Consider the following 20,899-nt stretch of genomic DNA (forward strand, 5'->3'; position numbering starts at 1 on the left):
GCGTCACCGTATAATTTGTCCGCTTTTTGATGCTTGACTCTTCGTCTTAAAGGACGTTTTATACGACACGCGACATACCTCAAAGGGAGCAGGAGTAAAAACGTGATGTCAGTGTCGCTCTTGAGTCGAAACGTTGCTCGCAAGCTTCTGTTTATTCAGTTACTGGCAGTAATAGCAAGTGGACTGCTGTTCAGCCTCAAAGACCCCTTCTGGGGCATTTCCGCAGTATGCGGCGGTTTGGCAGTGGTTTTGCCAAACCTGATGTTTATGATTTTTGCCTGGCGTCATCAGGCGCATACACCAGCAAAAGGCCGTGTGGCCTGGACCTTCGCCTTCGGTGAAGCCTTCAAGGTGTTGCTGACCTTCGCCCTTCTGGCGATGGCGCTGGCTGTTTTAAAAGTGGTATTTATGCCGCTGATCGTGACGTGGGTTTTGGTGCTGGTGGTACAAGTTCTGGCGCCAGCTGTAATTAACAACAAAGGGTAAAGGCATCATGGCTTCAGAAAATATGACGCCGCAGGATTACATAGGACACCATCTGAACAACCTTCAGCTGGACCTACGTACATTCTCGCTGGTGGATCCGCACAACCACACAGCCACCTTCTGGACGCTCAACATTGACTCCATGTTTTTCTCGGTGGTTCTCGGTCTGCTGTTCCTTGCCATGTTCCGTAGCGTTGCTAAGAAAGCGACCAGCGGCGTACCAGGGAAATTCCAAACCTTCATCGAAATGATCATCGGCTTCGTCCATGGCAGCGTCAAAGACATGTACCATGGCAAGAGCAAGGTTATCGCGCCACTGGCGCTGACCGTGTTCGTCTGGGTCTTCCTGATGAACCTGATGGACCTCTTGCCTATCGATTTCTTACCTTGGATCGGTGAGCACATACTCGGCCTGCCTGCACTGCGCGTGGTTCCGTCTGCCGACGTGAACATCACCCTGTCGATGGCGCTTGGCGTGTTCATCCTGATCATTTTCTACAGCATCAAAATGAAAGGCGTAGGTGGGTTCGTTAAAGAACTGACCATGCAGCCGTTCAATCACTGGGCGTTCATTCCTGTCAACTTAATCCTTGAAGGGGTAAGCCTGCTGTCCAAACCGGTTTCTCTTGGTCTGCGACTGTTCGGCAACATGTATGCCGGTGAGCTGATTTTCATTCTGATTGCTGGTCTGTTGCCGTGGTGGTCACAGTGGATCCTGAATGTGCCTTGGGCCATTTTCCACATCCTGATTATTACGCTGCAAGCCTTCATCTTCATGGTTCTGACGATTGTCTATCTGTCGATGGCGTCCGAAGAGCATTGATTTTTACCAACACTACTACGTTTTAACTGAAACAAACTGGAGACTGTCATGGAAAACCTGAATATGGATCTGCTGTACATGGCTGCCGCTGTGATGATGGGTCTGGCGGCAATCGGTGCTGCGATCGGTATCGGCATCCTCGGAGGTAAATTCCTGGAAGGCGCAGCGCGTCAACCGGATCTGATTCCTCTGCTGCGTACTCAGTTCTTTATCGTTATGGGTCTGGTGGATGCTATCCCGATGATCGCTGTAGGTCTGGGTCTGTACGTGATGTTCGCCGTCGCGTAGTAAGTTGTTAGAAACCTAAGCCACAGAGTTAATTAAAGAGGTATTGTGCTGTGAACATGAACGCAACAATCCTCGGCCAGGCCATCGCGTTTGTTATCTTCGTATGGTTCTGCATGAAGTACGTATGGCCGCCTTTAATGGCTGCCATCGAAAAACGCCAGAAAGAGATTTCTGACGGTTTAGCTTCTGCAGAACGCGCTAAGAAAGATTTGGACCTTGCACAGGCCAACGCGACCGACCAGCTGAAAAAAGCGAAAGCGGAAGCCCAGGTAATCATTGAGCAGGCGAACAAGCGTCGCTCTCAGATTCTGGACGAAGCTAAAGCTGAAGCAGAACAGGAACGCACCAAAATCGTTGCACAAGCGCAGGCTGAAATTGATGCTGAGCGTAAACGTGCACGTGAGGAGCTGCGTAAGCAGGTCGCTATCCTGGCTGTTGCTGGCGCCGAGAAGATCATCGAACGTTCCGTGGATGAAGCTGCTAACAGCGACATCGTGGATAAACTTGTCGCTGAACTGTAAGGAGGGAGGGGCTGATGTCTGAATTTGTAACGGTAGCTCGCCCCTACGCCAAAGCAGCTTTTGACTTTGCCGTCGAACACAACAGTGTTGAACGCTGGCAGGATATGCTGGCGTTTGCCGCCGAAGTGACCAAAAACGACCAAATGGCAGAGCTTCTCTCCGGTGCTTTGGCGCCGGAAACGCTCTCAGAAGCGTTTATCGCTATCTGCGGTGAGCAACTCGACGAAAACGGCCAGAACCTGATTAAGGTGATGGCGGAAAACAATCGTCTGAAAGTGCTCCCGGACGTTCTTGAGCAATTCATTCACCTGCGCGCGGCCAGTGAGGCCATCGCAGAGGTAGAAGTAATATCTGCCAACCAACTGAGTGATGAACAGCTTGCCAGGATCGTCAGCGCGATGGAAAAACGTCTGTCACGCAAAGTTAAGCTGAATTGCAAAATCGATAAGTCTGTTATGGCAGGTATTATCATCCGTGCGGGTGATATGGTCATTGATGGTAGCGTACGCGGCCGTCTTGATCGCCTTGCAGACGTCTTGCAGTCTTAAGGGGACTGGAGCATGCAACTGAATTCCACCGAAATCAGCGAACTGATCAAGCAGCGCATTGCTCAGTTCAATGTTGTGAGCGAAGCTCATAACGAAGGTACTATTGTTTCTGTAAGTGACGGTGTTATCCGCATCCACGGCCTTGCCGAATGTATGCAGGGTGAGATGATCTCCCTGCCGGGTAACCGTTACGCTATCGCATTGAACCTGGAGCGCGACTCCGTTGGTGCCGTGGTGATGGGTCCGTATGCTGACCTCGCCGAAGGCATGAAGGTTAAATGTACTGGCCGTATCCTGGAAGTTCCGGTTGGCCGCGGCCTGCTGGGCCGTGTGGTTAACACCCTGGGCGCGCCAATTGATGGTAAAGGTCCGCTGGAAAACGACGGTTTCTCCGCCGTAGAAGCGATCGCACCGGGCGTAATCGAACGTCAGTCCGTCGATCAGCCGGTACAGACCGGTTATAAATCCGTTGACGCCATGATCCCAATCGGTCGTGGTCAGCGTGAACTGATCATCGGCGACCGTCAGACCGGTAAAACTGCGCTGGCTATCGATGCCATCATCAACCAGCGTGATTCCGGTATCAAGTGCGTCTATGTTGCTATCGGCCAGAAAGCGTCCACCATCTCTAACGTGGTGCGTAAACTGGAAGAGCACGGCGCGCTGGCTAACACCATCGTGGTGGTAGCGACTGCATCCGAATCTGCTGCACTGCAATACCTGGCGCCATACGCTGGTTGCGCAATGGGCGAATACTTCCGCGACCGCGGCGAAGATGCGCTGATCATTTACGATGACCTGTCTAAACAGGCTGTTGCTTATCGTCAGATCTCCCTGCTGCTCCGTCGTCCGCCAGGACGTGAAGCCTTCCCGGGCGACGTATTCTACCTCCACTCTCGTCTGCTGGAGCGTGCTGCGCGTGTTAACGCCGAATACGTTGAAGCTTTCACCAAAGGTGAAGTGAAAGGGAAAACCGGTTCTCTGACTGCGCTGCCGATTATCGAAACGCAGGCGGGCGACGTTTCCGCATTCGTTCCGACCAACGTAATCTCCATTACCGATGGTCAGATCTTCCTGGAAACCAACCTGTTTAACGCCGGTATTCGTCCTGCGGTTAACCCGGGTATCTCCGTATCCCGTGTTGGTGGTGCAGCGCAGACCAAGATCATGAAGAAACTGTCCGGTGGTATCCGTACCGCACTGGCGCAGTATCGTGAACTGGCAGCGTTCTCCCAGTTTGCATCCGACCTTGACGATGCAACCCGCAAACAGCTGGACCACGGTCAGAAAGTGACCGAACTGCTGAAACAGAAACAGTATGCGCCGATGTCCGTTGCGCAGCAGTCTCTGGTTCTGTTCGCAGCAGAACGTGGTTACCTGGCTGATGTAGAACTGGCGAAAATCGGTAGCTTCGAAGCCGCTCTGCTGGCTTACGTCGACCGTGATCACGCTCCGCTGATGCAAGAGATTAACCAGTCCGGTGGCTATAACGACGAAATCGAAGGCAAGCTGAAAGGCATCCTCGATTCCTTCAAAGCAACCCAGTCCTGGTAACGTCTGGCGGTCTGTCTTAGGGCAGGCCGCAAGGCATTGAGGAGAAGCTCATGGCCGGCGCAAAAGAGATACGTAGTAAGATCGCAAGCGTCCAGAACACGCAAAAGATCACTAAAGCGATGGAGATGGTCGCCGCTTCCAAAATGCGTAAATCGCAGGAGCGCATGGCGGCCAGCCGTCCTTACGCAGATACTATGCGCAAAGTGATTGGTCACCTTGCGAACGGTAATCTGGAATATAAGCACCCTTACCTGGAAGAACGCGACGTTAAGCGCGTGGGCTACCTGGTGGTGTCGACCGACCGTGGTCTGTGCGGCGGCTTGAACATTAACCTGTTCAAGAAACTGCTGGCGGAAATGAAAGCATGGTCCGATAAAGGCGTTCAGTGCGACCTCGCAATGATCGGCTCTAAAGGCGTCTCTTTCTTTAACGCCGTTGGCGGTAACGTGGTTGCACAGGTGACTGGTATGGGGGATAACCCCTCCCTGTCCGAACTGATCGGCCCGGTAAAAGTGATGTTGCAGGCCTATGATGAAGGCCGTCTGGACAAGCTGTACGTTGTCAGCAACAAATTTATTAACACCATGTCTCAGGTTCCGACGATCACTCAACTGCTGCCGTTACCGGCATCAGAAGACGCTGATCTGAAACGTAAATCCTGGGATTACCTGTACGAACCCGATCCGAAAGCGCTGCTGGATACCCTCCTGCGTCGTTATGTCGAATCTCAGGTCTATCAGGGCGTGGTAGAAAACCTGGCCAGCGAGCAGGCCGCACGTATGGTGGCGATGAAAGCCGCGACCGACAATGGCGGCAGCCTGATTAAAGAGCTGCAGTTGGTATACAACAAAGCTCGACAGGCCAGCATTACTCAGGAACTCACCGAGATCGTCGGTGGTGCATCCGCGGTATAACCAGGTTAATTCGTAGAGGATTCAAGATGGCTACTGGAAAAATTGTCCAGGTAATCGGCGCCGTAGTTGACGTCGAATTCCCTCAGGATGCCGTACCGCGCGTGTACGAAGCTCTTGAGGTGCAGAATGGTAAAGAAGTTCTGGTGCTGGAAGTTCAGCAGCAGCTCGGCGGCGGTATCGTTCGTACCATCGCCATGGGTTCTTCCGATGGTCTTCGCCGCGGTCTGGAAGTAAAAGACCTCGAGCACCCAATCGAAGTCCCGGTAGGTAAAGCAACACTGGGTCGTATCATGAACGTACTGGGTCAGCCGGTCGACATGAAAGGCGATATCGGTGAAGAAGAGCGTTGGGCTATCCACCGTGCAGCACCTTCCTATGAAGAGCTGTCCAGCTCTCAGGAACTGCTGGAAACCGGTATCAAAGTTATCGACCTGATGTGTCCGTTCGCGAAGGGCGGTAAAGTTGGTCTGTTCGGTGGTGCGGGTGTAGGTAAAACCGTAAACATGATGGAGCTGATCCGTAACATCGCGATCGAGCACTCCGGTTACTCTGTGTTTGCGGGCGTCGGTGAGCGTACTCGTGAGGGTAACGACTTCTACCACGAAATGACCGACTCCAACGTTATCGATAAAGTATCCCTGGTTTACGGCCAGATGAACGAGCCGCCGGGAAACCGTCTGCGCGTTGCACTGACCGGCCTGACCATGGCTGAGAAATTCCGTGACGAAGGTCGTGACGTTCTGCTGTTCGTCGATAACATCTATCGTTACACCCTGGCCGGTACTGAAGTATCCGCACTGCTGGGTCGTATGCCTTCAGCGGTAGGTTATCAGCCGACTCTGGCGGAAGAGATGGGCGTTCTGCAGGAACGTATCACCTCCACCAAAACCGGTTCTATCACCTCCGTACAGGCGGTATACGTACCGGCGGATGACTTAACTGACCCATCCCCAGCCACTACCTTTGCTCACTTAGATGCAACCGTAGTACTGAGCCGTCAGATCGCTTCCCTGGGTATCTACCCGGCCGTTGACCCGCTGGACTCCACCAGCCGTCAGCTGGATCCGCTGGTTGTTGGTCAGGAACACTACGACACCGCGCGTGGCGTTCAGTCCATCCTGCAGCGTTATCAGGAACTGAAAGACATCATCGCCATCCTCGGTATGGACGAACTGTCTGAAGAAGACAAACTGGTGGTAGCTCGCGCACGTAAGATCCAGCGCTTCCTGTCCCAGCCGTTCTTCGTAGCAGAAGTCTTTACCGGTTCTCCGGGCAAATACGTGGCGCTGAAAGACACTATCCGTGGCTTTAAAGGCATCATGGAAGGCGAATACGATCACCTGCCAGAGCAGGCGTTCTACATGGTCGGTTCCATCGACGAAGCCGTGGAAAAAGCCAAAAAACTTTAACGCCTTAATCGGAGGGTGATATGGCAATGACTTACCACCTGGACGTCGTCAGCGCAGAGTTACAAATGTTCTCTGGTCTGGTCGAAAAAATCCAGGTAACGGGTAGCGAAGGTGAACTGGGTATTTACCCGGGACACGCGCCGCTGCTCACCGCCATTAAGCCTGGTATGATTCGCATCGTTAAACAGCACGGTCATGAAGAGTTTATCTATCTGTCTGGCGGCATTCTTGAAGTGCAGCCTGGCAGCGTGACCGTTCTGGCGGATACCGCAATTCGCGGTCAGGACCTCGACGAAGCGCGAGCGCTGGAAGCGAAACGCAAAGCCGAAGAGCACATTAAGAGCTCCCACGGCGATGTGGATTACGCTCAGGCGTCTGCGGAACTGGCCAAAGCGATCGCTAAACTGCGCGTTATCGAGTTGACCAAAAAAGCGATGTAACACCGGCTTGAACGTAAAAAGCCAGTCTGGTTTCCAGGCTGGCTTTTTTTATGGCCAGCGGCTGGCGAGCGGGTAAAGTGAAAACAGGATCCACCCTTAATTGTTATTGATTAGTTAAATGATGAGGCGTAGACTCTATTTTGTGATGTATGTCACATAAAAGAACGTTATCAAACTGCACCTGCGTCAGGAAATCATCATGAAACTGTTCCATAAAATCATCGCCAAATTCAGCGTACTGAGCTTCTAAGCCACGCGCTATTCCCCGGCTTGCACGACGTATCGCCCATCAAAACGACAACACTGGCGATGTGAAACCGGTAAATGAAGGTCACCTGACGGTGGCCTTTTGTATTTTATTGATGCCACCAATCACTTCAGCTCTCCTCTGCCTGCGGCTGATTTCCACTCAGTCGGCTCATATCCTGTTGATCTCCGCCAATAGGGCCGCGCTCTGCCGCTTTATTCAGGTGGCGAAAAAACAGCAAAAGCAGTGAGATAGTCAATGATTACCCTCCCCACCCTCCTTTTTCAGCGTTAAACTGATTTGCAGTGGTCAAAAATAGCGTCATAAAATGGTGTATAACCGCGAGCCTGGACGTTTTCTCCACGTCTCGTTTTATGATGAAAAATATGTAGAAATTTCAACGTGAAAGGCTTTTACTTTCCGTTCTAACTACCGTCAGGATGAGTATGTCAAATAGTGCGATGAGCGTGGTTATCCTTGCCGCAGGCAAAGGGACCCGCATGTATTCCGATCTTCCTAAGGTGCTGCATACCCTGGCCGGGAAGCCTATGGTGCAGCATGTCATTGATGCCGCTAACGATTTAGGCGCATGTGCGGTGCATCTGGTGTACGGTCACGGTGGCGATCTGCTGCGTCAGACCCTCCATGAAGACAACCTGAATTGGGTGCTGCAGGCCGAGCAGCTCGGAACCGGACACGCCATGCAGCAGGCAGCACCCTTCTTCAATGATGATGAAGACATCCTGATGCTCTATGGCGACGTGCCGCTGATTTCCGTTGAGACGCTACAGCGCCTGCGCGCCGCGAAACCACAGGGTGGTATTGGTCTGCTGACGGTGAAGTTGGATGACCCAACGGGCTACGGCCGCATTACCCGTGAAAATGGCCAGGTGACTGGCATCGTTGAGCACAAAGATGCCAGCGAGGCGCAGCGCCAGATCCAGGAAATCAACACCGGGATCCTGATCGCCGGCGGAGCAGACCTCAAGCGCTGGCTGGCGAAGCTCACCAATAACAACGCTCAGGGCGAATACTACATCACCGATATCATCGCCATGGCGTATCAGGAAGGGCACGAGATCGTCGCGGTGCATCCGCAGCGCCTGAGCGAAGTCGAAGGCGTCAACAATCGCCTGCAGCTTGCGCGCCTGGAGCGCGTTTACCAGGCTGAGCAGGCAGAAAAATTACTGCTGGCGGGCGTGATGCTGCGCGATCCGGCGCGTTTCGATCTGCGCGGTACGCTGCAGCACGGGCGCGATGTGGAGATCGATACTAACGTTATTCTGGAAGGCAATGTGGTGCTGGGCGATCGTGTGAAAATCGGCGCCGGCTGCGTGATCAAAAATAGCACCATCGGCGATGACTGCGAAATTAGCCCCTATAGCGTGGTGGAAGATGCCCTGCTGCAGGCTGCCTGCACCATCGGCCCATTTGCCCGTCTGCGCCCGGGCGCCGAACTGCTGGAAGGCGCCCACGTTGGCAACTTCGTGGAAATGAAAAAAGCGCGTCTCGGGAAAGGCTCCAAGGCGGGTCATCTGACCTATCTGGGCGATGCGGAGATCGGTGATAACGTCAATATCGGCGCCGGCACCATCACCTGCAACTACGATGGCGCGAATAAACACAAAACGATTATTGGCGATGATGTCTTTGTCGGCTCGGATACCCAGCTGGTGGCGCCAGTCACGGTAGGCAACGGTGTTACTATCGCCGCCGGGACCACCGTTACGCGCAATATCGCCGATAACGAACTGGTGTTGAGCCGCGTACCGCAGGTCCACAAGCAGGGCTGGCAGCGTCCGGTGAAGAAGAAATAATTTGGATTGTCGCCGGGGAAATATGCCCGGCGAACCAGGATGAGAGGGTCAATATAGACCCCCGTCCGCAGGCAGTACCATAACAATAACCCCACTCTCTACAAGGCTCGGGGCGCCCGGAAAACGGGCAAATACAGGTCAGCGACAACGCATGGCATATCGCCATTATCAGGAAATTTAACTATGTGTGGAATTGTTGGCGCAGTCGCGCAGCGTGATATTGCTGAAATCCTTCTCGAAGGTTTACGTCGTCTGGAATACCGTGGGTATGACTCTGCCGGTCTGGCGGTGGTCGACAGCGAAGGTCATATGACCCGCGTGCGTCGCCTGGGTAAAGTTCAGATGCTGGCTCAGGCGGTAGAAGAGCAACCGTTACATGGTGGTACCGGGATCGCCCATACTCGCTGGGCGACGCACGGCGAACCGTCTGAGAGCAATGCGCATCCGCATGTTTCTGAACACATTGTGGTGGTCCATAACGGGATCATCGAGAACCATGAGCCGCTGCGTGCCCTGCTGCAGTCTCGCGGCTATGTCTTCGTCACCGAGACCGATACCGAAGTTATCGCCCATCTGGTGCACTGGGAACTGGAACAAGGCGGTACCTTGCGTGAAGCCGTGCTGCGCGCTATTCCGCAGCTGCGCGGCGCCTACGGTACGGTGATCATGGATACCCGTGACCCGGGAACCCTGCTGGCGGCCCGCTCCGGTAGCCCGCTGGTGATTGGCCTGGGAATGGGCGAAAACTTTATCGCTTCCGACCAGCTGGCATTGCTGCCAGTGACCCGCCGCTTTATCTTCCTCGAAGAGGGCGATATTGCCGAAGTCACTCGCCGCTCGGTGGTGATTTTCGATAAATCCGGCGCGGAAGCGAAGCGCCAGGAGATCGAATCTAATCTGCAGTATGACGCTGGCGATAAAGGTATCTACCGCCACTATATGCAGAAAGAGATTTACGAACAGCCGAACGCGATTAAAAACACCCTGACCGGGCGCATCAGCCACGGCGAAGTGGATCTCAGCGAGCTGGGGCCGAATGCCAATGAAATGCTGGCTCAGGTTGAACATATTCAGATTGTTGCCTGCGGGACTTCCTATAACTCCGGGATGGTCTCCCGTTACTGGTTCGAAGCATTAGCCGGCGTCCCGTGCGATGTGGAAATCGCCTCGGAATTCCGCTATCGCAAGTCCGCGGTGCGTCGCAACAGTCTGATGATCACCCTCTCCCAGTCGGGTGAAACCGCCGATACCCTGGCGGCGCTGCGCCTCTCTAAAGAGCTGGGCTATCTCGGCTCGCTGGCCATCTGTAACGTGGCGGGTTCGTCACTGGTGCGTGAGTCCGATCTGGCGCTGATGACCAAAGCCGGTACTGAAATCGGCGTGGCCTCAACTAAAGCCTTTACCACTCAGCTGACCGTGCTGTTGATGCTGGTGGCGAAACTGGCGCGTCTGAAAGGTCAGGATGCGGCGATTGAGCACGATATCGTGCACGGTCTGCAGGCGCTGCCGAACCGTATCGAGCAGATGCTCTCCCAGGACAAGCGTATTGAACAGCTGGCAGAGCGTTTCTCTGATAAGCACCATGCGCTGTTCCTCGGCCGCGGCGATCAGTACCCGATCGCCATGGAAGGAGCGCTGAAGCTGAAAGAGATCTCCTACATTCACGCGGAAGCCTATGCGGCAGGTGAGCTGAAACATGGCCCGCTGGCGCTGATTGATGCGGAAATGCCGGTGATTGTGGTGGCGCCGAACAACGAGCTGCTGGAAAAACTGAAATCCAACATCGAAGAGGTTCGTGCCCGCGGCGGCGAGCTGTACGTCTTCGCCGACGGTGACGCCGGCTTCAACGGTAGCGATAACATGCACATCATTGAGATGCCGCATGTCGAAGAGATGATCGCCCCTATCTTCTATACGGTACCGCTGCAGCTGTTGGCTTATCACGTCGCGCTGATCAAAGGCACTGACGTTGACCAGCCGCGTAACCTGGCGAAATCGGTGACTGTGGAGTAAAGCATCATATCTTGCAAAGGGCTGCCGGCGGCAGCCCTTTTTATTTTCACCTGCTGTTCATCACCGAACTTGCGCGAAATATTTTGGCTGGCGGTAGATGACAAACGATCGTTTTGCGGTTCGATTTTTCTGTCATAAAAAGAAAATTATTCTGTCATTGCACGGTCATGATTACAGATAACCATCTGAGTTATATGACTATTATTTGCTATAAAATCCCTTCTTTCGACATGTCATAAAACTGTCATAATTCGTACATTTTACTGTCACCTCTTTGACCTATTTTGCTCACCATAGCCTCGAAACAATGATTTACGAATCCCAGCAGGAGACATTATGAACGTTATGCGTACCACCGTCGCAACAGTTGTCGCCGCGACCTTATCGATGAGCGCTTTCTCTGCCTTCGCAGCAGCAAGCCTGACTGGCGCAGGCGCAACTTTCCCTGCGCCGGTGTATGCCAAATGGGCTGACACCTATCAGAAAGAAACGGGCAATAAAGTGAACTACCAGGGCATTGGTTCCTCTGGTGGCGTTAAGCAGATTATTGCTAACACCGTTGATTTCGGTGCTTCTGATGCTCCGCTGGCTGATGACAAACTGACTCAGGAAGGGCTGTTCCAGTTCCCCACCGTAATTGGCGGCGTGGTGCTGGCGGTTAACCTGCCTGGCGTGAAATCCGGCGAACTGGTGCTGGATGGCAAAACCCTCGGTGATATCTATCTGGGTAAAATTAAAAAATGGGATGACGAAGCGATCGCTAAACTCAACCCGGGCCTGAAGCTGCCTTCACAGAACATTGCCGTGGTTCGCCGCGCTGATGGTTCCGGTACCTCCTTCGTCTTCACCAGCTACCTGTCCAAGGTGAATGAAGAGTGGAAATCGAAAATCGGTGCAGGTTCTACCGTAAACTGGCCAACCGGACTGGGCGGCAAAGGTAACGACGGTATCGCCGCCTTTGTTCAGCGTCTGCCGGGCTCTATTGGTTACGTCGAATACGCTTACGCCAAGCAAAACAACCTCGCGTACACCAAGCTGGTGTCCGCTGGTGGCAAGCCGGTTAGCCCGACTGAAGATAACTTCGCTAACGCCGCGAAAGGCGTTGACTGGAGCAAGTCCTTCGCACAGGACCTGACCAACCAGAAAGGTGAAAATGCATGGCCGATCACCTCAACCACCTTCATCCTTGTGCATAAGGCGACCAACAAGCCGGAACAGACCGCTGAAGTGTTGAAGTTCTTCGACTGGGCGTATAAAAACGGCGCGAAAGAAGCAAATGCACTGGATTACGCGACGCTGCCGGAAAGCGTGGTAGAGCAGGTTCGTGCAGCATGGAAAACCAACGTCAAAGACAGCAGCGGTAAAGCGCTGTACTAACAGTAGATTTTTGACGAAGATGGCGGGGGCGTTCAGGCGCTGCCCGCCCTACGGTTCAGACTGTAGGCCCGGGAGCGAACGCCACCGGGCATTTATTCGAACAAGTTTTAATACGTAAAGAGTAATCTATGGCTGCAACCAAGCCTGCATTTACCCCTCCGGGGAAAAAGGGTGACATGATTTTCAGTGCGCTGGTAAAACTGGCTGCGCTGATTGTCCTGTTGATGCTGGGCGGCATCATCGTTTCCCTGATCATCTCTTCCTGGCCGAGCATTCAAAAGTTTGGCTTTGCCTTTTTGTGGACCAAGGAGTGGGATGCGCCAAACGAAATCTTCGGCGCGCTGGTACCGATTTACGGAACCCTGGTCACCTCCTTTATCGCGCTGCTGATTGCCGTCCCGGTGAGTTTTGGCATCGCGCTGTTTCTGACCGAACTTTCCCCGGCCTGGCTCAAGCGCCCGCTGGGTATTGCGATTGAGCTGCTGGCGGCAATCCCGAGTATCGTATACGGCATGTGGGGCCTGTTTATTTTCGCCCCGCTGTTTGCGACTTACTTCCAGGAGCCGGTCGGCAACGTCCTGTCAACGATCCCGTTCGTCGGTGCGCTGTTTGCCGGTCCGGCGTTTGGTATCGGTATCCTGGCCGCTGGCATCATTCTGGCCATCATGATCATCCCTTATATCGCCGCGGTCATGCGTGATGTTTTCGAACAGACGCCGGTGATGATGAAAGAGTCGGCCTATGGCATCGGCTGCACCACCTGGGAAGTTATCTGGCGCATTGTCTTACCGTTCACCAAGAATGGGGTGATCGGCGGGGTGATGCTCGGTCTGGGCCGCGCGCTGGGTGAAACCATGGCGGTCACTTTTATCATCGGCAACACCTACCAGCTCGACAGCATCTCGTTGTATATGCCAGGGAACAGCATTACTTCCGCGCTGGCTAATGAGTTCGCCGAAGCGGAAACCGGACTGCACGTGGCGGCGCTGATGGAGCTGGGCCTGATCCTGTTCGTTATCACCTTTATCGTTCTGGCCGCGTCTAAGTTCATGATTATGCGCCTCGCGAAGAATGAGGGGGCACGCTAATGGCGACCATTGAATTGCAAACCACTACCGAGCTGGCGGAGTCCCGTCGCAAGATGCAGGCCAAACGCCGCATGAAGAACCGTATCGCTCTGGCGCTGTCCATAGCGACCATGGCGTTTGGTTTGTTCTGGCTTATCTGGATCCTGATGGCGACGATAACCCGCGGTTTCGATGGCATGAGTCTGGCGCTGTTCACCGAAATGACGCCGCCGCCGAACACGGCAGGCGGTGGCCTGGCCAACGCCCTCGCCGGCAGCGGCCTGCTGATCCTGTGGGCGACCGTCTTTGGTACGCCGCTGGGGATCATGGCGGGTATCTATCTGGCGGAGTACGGCCGCAAGTCGGTACTGGCGGAAATCATCCGTTTTATCAACGATATTCTGCTTTCCGCGCCGTCTATCGTGGTCGGCCTGTTCGTCTACACCATCGTGGTGGCGCAGATGCAACACTTCTCGGGCTGGGCGGGCGTTATCGCGCTGGCGCTGCTGCAGGTGCCTATCGTTATTCGTACCACCGAAAATATGCTGAAGCTGGTGCCGGATAGCCTGCGTGAAGCGGCCTATGCGCTGGGGACGCCGAAGTGGAAGATGATCTCGGCGATTACCCTGAAAGCGTCCGTCTCGGGGATTATGACCGGGATCCTGCTGGCAATCGCTCGTATTGCCGGGGAAACGGCTCCCCTGCTGTTCACCGCGCTCTCCAACCAGTTCTGGAGCACCGACATGATGCAGCCGATTGCCAACCTGCCGGTGACCATTTTCAAATTTGCCATGAGTCCGTTTGCGGAGTGGCAGCAACTGGCATGGGCCGGGGTATTGATTATCACCCTGTGCGTCTTGCTGCTGAACATCCTGGCGCGCGTTATCTTCGCCAAGAAGAAACACGGTTAATTTTTTGCGGCGCAGCGGCTGCTGCGCTGAATGAGGAAGAGATTGAGATGAGTATGGTGAATACAGCTCCGGGTAAGATTTCAGTTCGTAACCTGAACTTCTACTACGGCAAATTCCATGCCCTGAAGAACATCAACCTGGATATCACCAAAAACCAGGTGACGGCGTTTATCGGTCCGTCAGGCTGCGGTAAATCCACCCTGCTGCGCACGTTCAACAAAATGTTTGAACTGTATCCGGAGCAGCGCGCGGAAGGCGAGATCCTGCTGGATGGCGATAATATTCTGACCAACACCCAGGATATCGCCCTGCTACGCGCCAAGGTTGGCATGGTATTCCAGAAACCGACGCCGTTCCCGATGTCCATTTATGACAATATCGCCTTCGGCGTGCGCCTGTTTGAAAAGCTGTCCCGTGCCGATATGGACGAGCGCGTGCAGTGGGCGCTGACCAAAGCCGCATTATGGAACGAAACCAAAGATAAACTGCACCAGAGCGGGTATTCTCTCTCCGGTGGCCAGCAACAGCGCCTGTGCATCGCGCGCGGTATCGCGATCCGTCCGGAAGTCCTGCTGCTTGATGAGCCCTGCTCCGCGCTGGACCCGATCTCCACCGGGCGTATCGAAGAGCTGATCACCGAGCTGAAACAGGACTACACCGTCGTTATCGTGACTCACAACATGCAGCAGGCTGCGCGTTGCTCCGACCATACGGCATTTATGTATCTTGGCGAGCTGATTGAGTTCAGCAACACGGACGACCTGTTCACCAAGCCCGCGAAGAAACAAACTGAAGATTATATTACTGGCCGCTACGGTTGATTTGCCCTTGTGCTTTCAGGCTCTCACCAGTTGGGCAATCAGGAGACACCATGGACAACCTAAATCTTAACAAACATATATCCGGCCAGTTCAACGCTGAACTGGAGTACATCCGCACCCAGGTGATGACCATGGGTGGGCTGGTGGAGCAGCAGCTTTCTGATGCGATCACCGCGATGCATAATCAGGACAGCGATCTGGCGAAACGCGTCATCGACGGCGACAAGCAGGTCAACATGATGGAAGTGGCGATCGACGAGGCCTGCGTGCGCATCATCGCCAAGCGCCAGCCGACCGCCAGCGACCTGCGCCTGGTGATGGCGATCATCAAGACTATCGCTGAGCTGGAACGCATCGGCGACGTGGCGGATAAAATCTGCCGCACCGCGCTGGAGAAGTTTTCCCAGCAGCATCAGCCGCTGCTGGTGAGCCTCGAATCGCTGGGCCGTCACACGGTGCAGATGCTGCATGACGTGCTGGATGCGTTTGCGCGTATGGATCTCGACGAAGCGGTACGTATTTATCGCGAAGATAAGAAAGTCGACCAGGAGTATGAAGGCATCGTGCGCCAGCTGATGACCTACATGATGGAAGACTCGCGCACTATCCCGAGCGTCCTGACCGCGCTGTTCTGCGCGCGTTCGATCGAGCGCATCGGCGACCGCTGCCAGAATATCTGCGAATATATTTTCTACTTCGTCAAAGGTCAGGATTTCCGTCACGTTGGCGGCGATGAGCTTGATAAACTGCTCGCCGGCAAAGATCCGAAAGAGTAATAATCATTCTGTCTAATTCTGGTAAATGGATTTATCAGGATTAGATATAATTTTTCCCGCGGCAGCGAGATTGCTGAGATTATCGTCACAATTAACCGGCTGCCCATTTGAGTTCTTCATTTTATCGCGTAACAATTAACGCCCACTCCTGAGCTTAAACGCTCAGGGTGGTTTAACCGGATTGTGACTGCGACAGCAGGCAAAACCTGATATTGCCCCTACGGCGGCGGTATCAGGTTTTTTTGTTTTATGCGGGCCAATAATGGCTGAATGAGGGTTGCTACCGCGATGCGCGGGCAAAACCTGAAGAGGATTATCTGTTAAGGCAGATCGTCTTCTTCAGGTTTTTTTTTGCTTTTGTCTAACCGCAAAAATAACAGCCGCCGCGACCTCAAACGGTATGGATACGGCTATTCGAACCTGCGCGGGATGCTTGTTGCTGTCGTGTTTTATTTACGCCAATACTTATATAAGGGAATATTATGATGAGAAAAACCAGGATCGCTCCGGCGATGGTATTGCTGGCACCGCTTTGTTATTCCACCACTCTGATAGCGAGCCCGTTGACGGTGGAGCAACGGCTTGAGCTGCTGGAAAAAGCGCTCAAAGACACGCAAAAAGAACTCAAAAAATATCAGGACCAGGAGAGAAAAAGAGACCAGATTTGGGCCTCATGGTCTCCGCCAGCAGAAGGTCAGAAGCGCAAGACCGGGGTGGCGACCGCCGGGCCGAAAACAGCGGTGAAACCGGACGCGGTGCTGGTCAAAAATCAACAACCAGCCACGGACGGCGCGCCAGCCTATAGCGCGATGACGCTGAAAGATTTTAGCACGTTCGTGAAAGATGAAATTGGCTTTAGCTATAACGGCTACTTCCGTTCCGGATGGGGTACCGCCTCGCACGGCTCGCCAAAATCGTGGGCGATTGGCTCGCTTGGCCGCCTGGGCAATGAATATTCCGGCTGGTTCGATCTGCAGCTGAAGCAGCGGGTGTTTCAGGAAGGCGATAAACGCGTTGATGCCATCGTGATGCTCGACGGTAACGTCGGCCAGCAGTATTCCGCTGGCTGGTTTGGTGACAACGCTGGCGGCGAAAACTACATCCAGTTCTCGGATATGTACGTTAACACCAAAGGGTTCCTGCCGTTTGCCCCGGAAGCCGATTTCTGGGTCGGCAAACACGGGGCGCCAAAAATCGAAATCCAGATGCTGGACTGGAAAACGCAGAGAACCGATGCGGCGGCCGGCGTGGGGCTGGAAAACTGGCAGGTGGGCGCCGGGAAATTCGATATCGCATTGGTCCGAGAAGATGTCGATGATTACGACCGTTCTTTGAGCAATAAGCAGCAAATTAACACCAACACCCTGGACGTCCGCTACAAAGCGATTCCGCTGTGGGATAAAGCCAGCCTGATGGTCAGCGGGCGCTATGTCGCTGCCAACCAAAGTTCCTCGGAGAAATATAAAGAGGGCAATGAAGGTTATTATCCGTGGAAAGATACCTGGATGGCAGGCACCTCGTTAACGCAGAAATGGGCTAACGGCGGCTTTAACGAATTCTCTTTCTTACTGGCGAATAATTCTATTGCCAGCAGCTTCTCGCGCTATGCCGGATCCAGCCCCTATACCACTTTTAACGGCCGCTATTATGGCGATCATACCAATGGCACCGCGGTGCGCTTAACCTCGCAGGGAGAAACCTATTTACGCGATGACATTATTATGGCGAATGCCATCGTCTACTCCTTTGGTAACGACGTCTATAGCTACGAGACCGGGGCCCACTCCGATTTTGAATCCATTCGCACGGTCCTGCGACCGGCTTATATCTGGGATAAATATAACCAGACCGGCGTCGAGCTGGGATACTTCAAACAGCAAAACAAAGATGTTACCGGCAAGAAATATAACGAGTCCGGCTACAAGACCACGCTGTTCCATACCTTCAAAGTCAATACCAGTATGCTGACCTCGCGCCCGGAAATTCGCTTCTATGCCACCTATATTAAAGCGAAGGATATCGACCTGGATAAGGCAGCGAATAATACCACCAGCATTTTTGAAGACGGTAAAAACGATCAGTTTGCCGTGGGGGCGCAGGCGGAAATCTGGTGGTAAGACGATAACAGAACGGACACAACGGAAGAGGAATAACGATGAAACGACATGCAATTTATTTCGCACTGGCGCTGGCGGGCGCGGCGTTTACCCTCCAGGCGGCGCCATTACCCGCGATGCCGGATCCCACCCTGCCGGTGAGCCACTTTATTACCCAGGTTAACGCGGATAAGAGTATCACTTATCGCCTGTTTGCTCCCGATGCCCGGCGGGTCTCGGTAGTGACCGGCGCCACGCCGGACTCCTTTGTCTCACACGACATGACCAAAGAGGCTCAGGGGGTGTGGACATGGAAAAGTGAGCCGATGAAACCCAATCTCTATGAATACTATTTCGATGTGGATGGCTTCCGCTCGGTGGATACCGGCAGTCGCTATCAGAAGCCGCAGCGCCAGGTGAATACCAGCTTGATTCTGGTACCTGGTAGTATTCTCGACGATCGGGCGGTCGCGCATGGCGATCTGCGCACCCTCACTTATCACTCGAAGGCACTGAACGCCGAACGTCGTCTCTATGTCTGGACGCCGCCGGGCTATAGCGGAACCGGCGATCCGCTGCCAGTGCTCTATTTCTATCATGGCTTTGGCGACAGCGGTCTGTCGGCCATCGATCAGGGGCGTATCCCGCAGATCATGGATAACCTGCTGGCGGAGGGCAAAATCAAGCCGATGCTGGTGGTGGTCCCGGATACCGAAACCGACACCCCGGAAGCGGTCGCGGAAAACTTCCCGCCGCAGGAGCGGCGCAAAAACTTCTATCCGCTCAATGCACAGGCGGCGGATAACGAGTTGATGCAGGATATTATTCCGCTGATCGATACCCGGTTTAACGCGCGTAAAGATGCCGATGGCCGGGCGCTGGCTGGCCTGTCACAGGGCGGTTATCAGGCGCTGGTTTCCGGAATGAACCATCTGGATAGTTTTGGCTGGCTTGCCACCTTTAGCGGTGTCACGACCACCACGGTGCCGAATGCCGGCGTGGAAGCGCAGCTGAAGCATCCTGACGCGATCAATAAGCAACTGCGTAACTTTACCGTGGTCGTCGGGGAAAAAGATTCCGTAACCGGTAAAGACATCGCTGGTCTGAAAAGCGAGCTGGAAAAACAGAAGATCAACTTCGACTATCACTCGTATCCCGGCCTGAACCATGAAATGGACGTCTGGCGCCCGGCCTACGCCGAGTTTGTGCAGAAACTGTTTAAATAACCGTTAGGGGGCCTTCAGCCCCCGTTTTGTGCTTGTGAAGGACGACAAGATGAAAATGATTGTGACTGAAGATTATGAAGAGATGAGCCTGGTCGCCAGCCATCATGTTCTGGGCTATATCACGGCGCCGCGGCGGGTGAATCTCGCCGTGACGGCCGGCAGCACGCCAAAGCGGATGTATGAGCATCTAACCGCCGCCGTGAAAGGCAAAGCATTCTATGATCGGGTGCACTATTACAACTTCGATGAGATACCCTTTCGCGGCCAGTCGCGAGAAGGCGTCACGATATCTAATCTGCGCCAGCTGTTTTTTACCCCGGCGCAGATCAAAGAAGAGAACATTCACAAGCTGACGCTGGACAACGCCGCTCAGCACGATCGCCAGCTGGAAGAGGCTGGTGGCCTTGACCTGATGGTGCTGGGGCTGGGGGCCGACGGCCATTTTTGCGGCAACCTGCCGAATACCACCCGCTTTCATGATCAGACGGTTGAAGTGCCGATTCATGGGGAAATGATTGATATTGTCGCTAACGGCGAGATGGGTGGGGATTTTTCCGTCGTGCCCGATAGCTATGTCACCATGGGGCCGAGAAGCGTGATGGCGGCAAAAAATCTGCTGTTGATCGTGAGCGGCGCGGCGAAGGCGCAAGTCCTTAAGCAGGTGGTTGAAGGCCCGGTCAGCGAGCAGGTGCCGGCGTCGGTGCTCAAATTACACCCTTCACTGGTGATTATTGCCGATAAGGCGGCAGTCACTGAATTGCAGCCATAACCAGTCGCTGGTTCTATTCCCCGCTTGCGCAGACGCTTAGCGGGGCTACATCGATGCCAATGTGCCGCTCACCAGGCCCTTAACGCGTGATATCCCAGCCGCGCGCTTGCCACAATGCCGGCAGCTCTGCCAGATCGGTAAAGGTGGTCACTTTGGGATGAACGATCGGCTGGTTGTGCGGATCCGCGCAGAAATAAAACACCTCCATACCGGCGGCAATCCCCGACTGAGCACCGGCGCTGGAGTCATCCACCAGGATACAGTTTTCGGCTTTTACCTGCATGGCCTCTGCCGCATGAAACATCAGCGCCGGGTCAGGCTTCCAGCGCTGAATATCGTAGCCGCTGTACAAGCGGTCAGCGAAATGGTGCAGCAGGCCGGTGCGGCCAAGAGAGTGCTGCATTTTACTGACCGGGCCATTGGAAACCACGCACATCGGGACGCTTACCGCATCCAGCAGCGCCTGGGCTCCGGCAATCACCTCCAGTTCGCTATCAAACAGGCGAGCGACCTCCGCACGGTAAATGGGCTCCAGCGTCGCTTTTTGCAGGTTAACGCCATGCTCAGCGTTGATAGTGTCGATAATTTCGTACAGCTTCACCCCTTTGAAGCGCTTAAAAATCTCGGCAAGGTCCAGCGTAATGCCGAATTCCTGGAACATGTGAACGTAGGCGCGGGAGCAAATCACCTCACTGTCGACCAGTGTGCCGTCACAGTCAAAAAATACTGCTTCTGGTTGAGTCATAGTCTTTCCGTATTAACAAGTTTAACGTTTTCGTCATGCCCAATGCCGCGA

Annotated in this window: 20 protein-coding genes; 19 read left to right on the forward strand and 1 reads right to left on the reverse strand. The window is 54.1% G+C overall.

From position 1 onward, the window contains the following. Positions 1-105: 105 nt before the first annotated feature. The 19 genes from atpI (at position 106) to CWM57_RS25345 (ending at position 20,103) form a co-directional block, all read left to right on the forward strand. Positions 106-486: a F0F1 ATP synthase subunit I gene (gene atpI / locus CWM57_RS25245; RefSeq protein ID WP_008806719.1), complete on the forward strand. Its 381-nt coding sequence runs from the start codon at positions 106-108 to the stop codon at positions 484-486. Between the two features lie 7 nt (positions 487-493). Beyond that, on the forward strand, positions 494-1,309 hold the full coding sequence (gene atpB, locus CWM57_RS25250; RefSeq protein WP_016162026.1) for a F0F1 ATP synthase subunit A: 816 nt from the start codon (positions 494-496) through the stop codon (positions 1,307-1,309). Between the two features lie 48 nt (positions 1,310-1,357). Further along, entirely contained in the window at positions 1,358-1,597 is a 240-nt protein-coding gene (atpE, locus tag CWM57_RS25255; protein WP_000429386.1) for a F0F1 ATP synthase subunit C, read from the forward strand. A 50-nt stretch (positions 1,598-1,647) separates the two neighbouring features. Continuing rightward, positions 1,648-2,118, forward strand: coding sequence for a F0F1 ATP synthase subunit B (gene atpF, locus CWM57_RS25260; RefSeq protein WP_004107293.1), 471 nt, complete (start codon positions 1,648-1,650; stop codon positions 2,116-2,118). A 14-nt stretch (positions 2,119-2,132) separates the two neighbouring features. Next, on the forward strand, positions 2,133-2,666 hold the full coding sequence (atpH, locus tag CWM57_RS25265; RefSeq protein WP_004202307.1) for a F0F1 ATP synthase subunit delta: 534 nt from the start codon (positions 2,133-2,135) through the stop codon (positions 2,664-2,666). 12 nt (positions 2,667-2,678) lie between these two features. Then, complete coding sequence (gene atpA, locus CWM57_RS25270; protein WP_012543303.1) at positions 2,679-4,220, forward strand: F0F1 ATP synthase subunit alpha; 1,542 nt, start codon at positions 2,679-2,681, stop codon at positions 4,218-4,220. A gap of 50 nt (positions 4,221-4,270) precedes the next feature. Then, positions 4,271-5,134, forward strand: coding sequence for a F0F1 ATP synthase subunit gamma (gene atpG / locus CWM57_RS25275; RefSeq protein WP_008806722.1), 864 nt, complete (start codon positions 4,271-4,273; stop codon positions 5,132-5,134). A 26-nt stretch (positions 5,135-5,160) separates the two neighbouring features. After that, complete coding sequence (gene atpD / locus CWM57_RS25280; protein ID WP_008806723.1) at positions 5,161-6,543, forward strand: F0F1 ATP synthase subunit beta; 1,383 nt, start codon at positions 5,161-5,163, stop codon at positions 6,541-6,543. Between the two features lie 20 nt (positions 6,544-6,563). Continuing rightward, positions 6,564-6,983, forward strand: coding sequence for a F0F1 ATP synthase subunit epsilon (locus CWM57_RS25285; protein WP_008806724.1), 420 nt, complete (start codon positions 6,564-6,566; stop codon positions 6,981-6,983). Positions 6,984-7,676: 693 nt separating this feature from the next. Further along, entirely contained in the window at positions 7,677-9,047 is a 1,371-nt protein-coding gene (glmU, locus tag CWM57_RS25295; RefSeq protein WP_061156290.1) for a bifunctional UDP-N-acetylglucosamine diphosphorylase/glucosamine-1-phosphate N-acetyltransferase GlmU, read from the forward strand. Positions 9,048-9,230: 183 nt separating this feature from the next. Next, positions 9,231-11,060, forward strand: a complete 1,830-nt coding sequence (glmS, locus tag CWM57_RS25300; RefSeq protein ID WP_061156291.1) for a glutamine--fructose-6-phosphate transaminase (isomerizing) — start codon at positions 9,231-9,233, stop codon at positions 11,058-11,060. Between the two features lie 336 nt (positions 11,061-11,396). Continuing rightward, a complete protein-coding gene (gene pstS, locus CWM57_RS25305) occupies positions 11,397-12,437 on the forward strand; it encodes a phosphate ABC transporter substrate-binding protein PstS (RefSeq protein ID WP_061156292.1) in 1,041 nt (346 codons plus the stop codon). 128 nt (positions 12,438-12,565) lie between these two features. Beyond that, positions 12,566-13,525 (forward strand): phosphate ABC transporter permease PstC, encoded by a 960-nt coding sequence (gene pstC, locus CWM57_RS25310; RefSeq protein WP_061156293.1) that lies wholly within the window; start codon positions 12,566-12,568, stop codon positions 13,523-13,525. After that, entirely contained in the window at positions 13,525-14,415 is an 891-nt protein-coding gene (pstA, locus tag CWM57_RS25315) for a phosphate ABC transporter permease PstA (protein WP_061156294.1), read from the forward strand. The genes pstC and pstA overlap by 1 nt, the downstream gene beginning before the upstream one ends. 47 nt (positions 14,416-14,462) lie before the next feature. Further along, complete coding sequence (gene pstB, locus CWM57_RS25320) at positions 14,463-15,236, forward strand: phosphate ABC transporter ATP-binding protein PstB (RefSeq protein ID WP_004145006.1); 774 nt, start codon at positions 14,463-14,465, stop codon at positions 15,234-15,236. Between the two features lie 50 nt (positions 15,237-15,286). Next, positions 15,287-16,012, forward strand: a complete 726-nt coding sequence (gene phoU, locus CWM57_RS25325) for a phosphate signaling complex protein PhoU (RefSeq protein WP_004145007.1) — start codon at positions 15,287-15,289, stop codon at positions 16,010-16,012. Between the two features lie 482 nt (positions 16,013-16,494). Continuing rightward, complete coding sequence (locus CWM57_RS25335) at positions 16,495-18,129, forward strand: carbohydrate porin (RefSeq protein WP_074385291.1); 1,635 nt, start codon at positions 16,495-16,497, stop codon at positions 18,127-18,129. A gap of 38 nt (positions 18,130-18,167) precedes the next feature. Further along, on the forward strand, positions 18,168-19,334 hold the full coding sequence (locus CWM57_RS25340) for an alpha/beta hydrolase-fold protein (protein WP_074385292.1): 1,167 nt from the start codon (positions 18,168-18,170) through the stop codon (positions 19,332-19,334). Between the two features lie 49 nt (positions 19,335-19,383). Then, positions 19,384-20,103 carry a glucosamine-6-phosphate deaminase gene (locus CWM57_RS25345; protein ID WP_074385293.1) on the forward strand — a complete coding sequence of 240 codons (720 nt, stop codon included), beginning with the start codon at positions 19,384-19,386 and terminating at the stop codon, positions 20,101-20,103. A 79-nt stretch (positions 20,104-20,182) separates the two neighbouring features. Here the strand turns inward: CWM57_RS25345 and yieH are convergent, their stop codons facing one another. Continuing rightward, complete coding sequence (gene yieH, locus CWM57_RS25350) at positions 20,183-20,848, reverse strand: 6-phosphogluconate phosphatase (RefSeq protein WP_074385294.1); 666 nt, start codon at positions 20,846-20,848, stop codon at positions 20,183-20,185. Between the last annotated feature and the right edge of the window lie 51 nt (positions 20,849-20,899).

It is taken from the genome of Klebsiella sp. G-Nf4 (assembly GCF_002810615.1).
GTDB classification, from domain to species: Bacteria; Pseudomonadota; Gammaproteobacteria; order Enterobacterales; family Enterobacteriaceae; genus Klebsiella; species Klebsiella variicola.

Bases quoted from the DNA above. Each gene is read 5' to 3' on its own strand.
- pstS (WP_061156292.1), top strand. From the start codon at position 11,397: ATGAACGTTATGCGTACCACCGTCGCAACAGTTGTCGCCGCGACCTTA.
- CWM57_RS25345 (WP_074385293.1), top strand. From the start codon at position 19,384: ATGAAAATGATTGTGACTGAAGATTATGAAGAGATGAGCCTGGTCGCC.
- atpH (WP_004202307.1), top strand. From the start codon at position 2,133: ATGTCTGAATTTGTAACGGTAGCTCGCCCCTACGCCAAAGCAGCTTTT.
- CWM57_RS25285 (WP_008806724.1), top strand. From the start codon at position 6,564: ATGGCAATGACTTACCACCTGGACGTCGTCAGCGCAGAGTTACAAATG.
- glmS (WP_061156291.1), top strand. From the start codon at position 9,231: ATGTGTGGAATTGTTGGCGCAGTCGCGCAGCGTGATATTGCTGAAATC.
- glmU (WP_061156290.1), top strand. From the start codon at position 7,677: ATGTCAAATAGTGCGATGAGCGTGGTTATCCTTGCCGCAGGCAAAGGG.
- atpI (WP_008806719.1), top strand. From the start codon at position 106: ATGTCAGTGTCGCTCTTGAGTCGAAACGTTGCTCGCAAGCTTCTGTTT.
- pstB (WP_004145006.1), top strand. From the start codon at position 14,463: ATGAGTATGGTGAATACAGCTCCGGGTAAGATTTCAGTTCGTAACCTG.
- atpE (WP_000429386.1), top strand. From the start codon at position 1,358: ATGGAAAACCTGAATATGGATCTGCTGTACATGGCTGCCGCTGTGATG.
- pstC (WP_061156293.1), top strand. From the start codon at position 12,566: ATGGCTGCAACCAAGCCTGCATTTACCCCTCCGGGGAAAAAGGGTGAC.
- atpB (WP_016162026.1), top strand. From the start codon at position 494: ATGGCTTCAGAAAATATGACGCCGCAGGATTACATAGGACACCATCTG.
- pstA (WP_061156294.1), top strand. From the start codon at position 13,525: ATGGCGACCATTGAATTGCAAACCACTACCGAGCTGGCGGAGTCCCGT.
- phoU (WP_004145007.1), top strand. From the start codon at position 15,287: ATGGACAACCTAAATCTTAACAAACATATATCCGGCCAGTTCAACGCT.
- CWM57_RS25340 (WP_074385292.1), top strand. From the start codon at position 18,168: ATGAAACGACATGCAATTTATTTCGCACTGGCGCTGGCGGGCGCGGCG.
- atpG (WP_008806722.1), top strand. From the start codon at position 4,271: ATGGCCGGCGCAAAAGAGATACGTAGTAAGATCGCAAGCGTCCAGAAC.
- atpD (WP_008806723.1), top strand. From the start codon at position 5,161: ATGGCTACTGGAAAAATTGTCCAGGTAATCGGCGCCGTAGTTGACGTC.
- CWM57_RS25335 (WP_074385291.1), top strand. From the start codon at position 16,495: ATGATGAGAAAAACCAGGATCGCTCCGGCGATGGTATTGCTGGCACCG.
- yieH (WP_074385294.1), bottom strand. From the start codon at position 20,848: ATGACTCAACCAGAAGCAGTATTTTTTGACTGTGACGGCACACTGGTC.
- atpA (WP_012543303.1), top strand. From the start codon at position 2,679: ATGCAACTGAATTCCACCGAAATCAGCGAACTGATCAAGCAGCGCATT.